This is a genomic window from Dietzia sp. UCD-THP, from assembly GCF_000349585.1.
Classification (GTDB): domain Bacteria; phylum Actinomycetota; class Actinomycetes; order Mycobacteriales; family Mycobacteriaceae; genus Dietzia; species Dietzia natronolimnaea_A.
Map to the genome: position 1 here is coordinate 1 of NZ_KB714678.1, position 3,397 is coordinate 3,397.

3 protein-coding genes and 1 pseudogene are annotated in these 3,397 nt (G+C 65.6%); 3 read left to right on the forward strand and 1 reads right to left on the reverse strand.

All coding sequences use genetic code 11. The annotated features are described in order from the left end of the window. Positions 1-381 (reverse strand): annotated as a pseudogene (locus H483_RS37990) (MarR family transcriptional regulator); the annotation flags it as partial. A gap of 182 nt (positions 382-563) precedes the next feature. On the opposite strand from H483_RS37990, the gene H483_RS37995 reads away from it, so the two are divergent. The 3 genes from H483_RS37995 to H483_RS40330 all read left to right on the forward strand — a co-directional run. After that, on the forward strand, positions 564-1,769 hold the full coding sequence (locus H483_RS37995; RefSeq protein WP_031265484.1) for a cytochrome P450: 1,206 nt from the start codon (positions 564-566) through the stop codon (positions 1,767-1,769). After that, positions 1,762-3,195, forward strand: a complete 1,434-nt coding sequence (locus H483_RS38000; RefSeq protein WP_017838663.1) for an aldehyde dehydrogenase family protein — start codon at positions 1,762-1,764, stop codon at positions 3,193-3,195. Before H483_RS37995 ends, H483_RS38000 begins: the two co-directional genes overlap by 8 nt. After that, on the forward strand, positions 3,192-3,397 hold a 206-nt coding region (locus H483_RS40330; protein ID WP_042330453.1), incomplete at its 3' end, for an SDR family NAD(P)-dependent oxidoreductase. The genes H483_RS38000 and H483_RS40330, both read left to right, overlap by 4 nt.

Sequence of the window (3,397 nt, forward strand, 5' to 3'; positions counted from 1 at the left end):
TTCGTCGATCACCGCGGCGTCGTACTCGGCATCCGAGTGATCGTTGGGCTGCTCATCGTCCCGGATCTGCCACCGGTGACAGATCTTCTTGAACGTCGTGTTGTACGGCAGGAAAGCACTGTCGAATGAACTCAACGCTTCCCGCGCGGCGACCGTCTCCGCATCGTCCGCAAGGAGCCGGGCGGCCTCACCCTTTCCCTTCGGCGTGAGCATGTAGCCGGCCATCGCACCGCCGCGGGCGAGGACGAGCCCTGCATCCACGAGCGGTTGACACCTGGCCTCCAGATCGCGGACCGGGACGCCGGACAGGCCGCTGAGAACCTCGGGCCTGGCAAGACCCTTGACACGCAGCGAGTGCAGGAGGGCGAAAGTGGTATCCATGTCTTCCTCTCGTAGGGGGCACGGTGACCGATTTCGGACCCGGGCTTTAAATGTGACCCGATAGTCACTATGGTAGGGGTCACACTATCCGCCGCCGGTGGGCAAAGCAACGGAGCCACTCCAGCCGCGACCCTCGGATTAGTGGTTTAGGTGTCACAAAATCGACTCTTAGGAAAGTGCGGATGTCTACTCCTCCCAGCCCCGATCTCATGGATCTGGACGCCTTCGAGGGCGGTTACGACCATGAGCTCTTCGCCCACCTTCGCGAGCATGATCCCCTGCACTGGAACGCTGAACCGGACGGAGGTCCCGGATTCTGGTCGGTCACGCGCTACCAAGATGTGGTTGCGGTAGCCAATAACCATTCTGCCTTCACCGTGGCGCAGGGCACGCAGATCCCGAGTCGCCGAGCCGAAGGTGAGGGAGCTCGGAGTATCCACCACGTGGATCCGCCGGACCACGGACCTCTTCGGCGGGTCTCGACCCCGCATCTGCGTCCCGTCAAGGTCAAGGCCCTCGAGCCGGACATCCGCACCGTGATCGATGAGCTACTTGATAAGCACGTCGGGCAGGGCACGTTCAACTTCGTCCACGAGATATCGGCACGCCTGCCTGTGGTGATGATCAGCCGGCTCCTTGGTGCACCCCTGGAGGACTGTGACCGGATCATCGAATGGACCAATCGGATGTCCCCGGACGACCCGGAGCATTCCACCGGTCCGGAAGACGCCGTGGCCGCCCGCAATGAGATTTTCGAGTATTTCCGTAGTCTCGAGGATCAGCGACGGATCGCCCCCGCTGACGACCTCATCTCCGCTCTGGTGAATGGATCCGCTAACGGCAAGCCCCTGACCCGAGGCGAACTCGACGCGTACTACCTCATCATCATGGTCGCCGGAAACGAGACCACCCGGAACCTACTGTCTGGTGGCACCTACGCCCTCCACCAGAACCCCCAGGCGTGGGAGGCCCTCTACCAGCAGCCCGCGAAGTCGCGCCTGGCCGTGGAGGAGATGCTGCGCTGGGTTAGCCCCATCATCTGCATGCGACGCAACGCGACCCGCGACGTCGAGATGCACGGCAAGACGATCCGCCAGGGCGACAAGGTCGTCATGTGGTTCACCTCAGCAAACCGCGACCCCCGGGCATTCGAACGAGCCGATGAGTTCATCGCCGACCGACACCCCAACGACCACCTGGGCTTCGGCTGGGGCGAGCACGCCTGCCTCGGCTCCAACCTCGCCCGGCTCGAGGCGCGACTCTTCTACTCGCGGTTGGCCGAGCGGAACCTGCGACTCGAGGTCATGGGCGGTCCCGCACGACTGCGGAGCAACTTCTTCCGTGGTACTAAGCGACTCGACGTCAGGTTGGAGCACCGTCATGCCTGAGCCACTCCCCCCGGCCGCCTGCTTCATCGGCGGCGAGCATCTCATCGCCGACGGGCCGCTGAGAGACATCATCAACCCGTACACCGAGCAACCCATGGGCAGCCTCCCCGAAGCCGGAGCGCAGCTCGTGGACAGGGCCGTGCACTCGGCCGCGGGCGCCCACGCGGTCTGGCGGGAGACGCCAGTGAGCGACCGCGCTCAGCTCTTGGAACTCGTCGCCGATCAGCTGGAGCACCAGGGCGACCAGCTCGCGGCACTCGTCACCCGCCAGATGGGTATGCCGATCACCCTCGCCCGGGTGACCCAGGCCCAACTTCCCGCGCGGGTCCTACGGGCCACCGCCGCCTTGGCTCGTACCGATTTTCCCTGGCAGGAGGAGGCGGACGGCGCGATCCTCCACCGTTACGGCGCCGGCGTGGTGGGAGCCATCACCCCGTGGAACATGCCCGTCCACCAGATCATCGCCAAGATCTCGGCGGCGGTCGCAGCGGGATGCAGCGTCGTTCTCAAAGCCTCGGAGCAGACCCCGTACGACGCCCTCAGGATCGCCGAGATCTTCCACGAGGCGGGCGCACCGGATGGGCTCATCAACGTGGTGACCGGAACCGGTCCCGCCACCGGCGCTGCACTGGCGGCTCATCCCGCCCTGTCACGGCTGTCGTTCACCGGGAGTGTCCGAGCAGGTAAGGCGGTCGCCGGTCTCGCTGCGGCGTCCCTGACGAAGTGCTCGCTCGAACTCGGAGGCAAATCCCCGGCGCTAGTCCTCTCGGACGCCGACCTCACGGTGGCCATTCCGTCCGCATTGACCTCCGGCCTCGTCAATTCCGGTCAGGCATGTAACGCCACCACCCGGATGCTCGTCCCCGCCGACCGCATGGATGATGTCGTAGACCTTCTGCAGGACGCCGCCGCGCAATTCTCGCTCGGTGACCCCATGGACGAGGCCACGACCCACGGGCCCCTGGTCACCGAGGTCCAAAAGACCGCAGTGCTGGCTCACATCCGACGAGCAGTAGATCAGGGAGGACGGTTGATCACCGGATCTGACACCGGGCCGGCAACCCGCGAACGCGGTTACTTCGTCGATCCGACCGTGATCGTCGACCTCCCAGAGAACGCCGATGCGGTCCGCGACGAGATCTTCGGCCCCGTCGTGGTGGTGCAGCCCTACCGCGACGTCGAGGACGCCGTCCGCATCGCCAACGACAGCGACTACGGTCTGTCCGCCGAAGTGTGGTCGGGAAGCGTTGACCACGCGCACGCGGTGGCCGCGCGCCTGTCCGTCGGGCAGGTGAAGATCAACGGTGTCCGCACACGGAACAGGCCGATGGTCCCCTTCGGTGGCGTGCGCAACTCGGGCTACGGTCGAGAACTCGGCACGCTCGGGATCGAAGAGTTTGTGGACGTGCGGGCGGTGATGGCATGAGCGACCACCCCATCGTCGTGACCGGCGCGGCCTCCGGGATCGGCGCCGCCCTGGCCACCCTGCTCCGCCGACGCGGCGTGCAGGTCATCGGCCTCGACCGGACAGCGACCGACGACACCATCCCGTGCGATCTCTCCGATCCGCACTCGATCCAAGCCGCCATCGACAATCTCCCCGCCCAACTCGGAGGGCTGGCCAACGT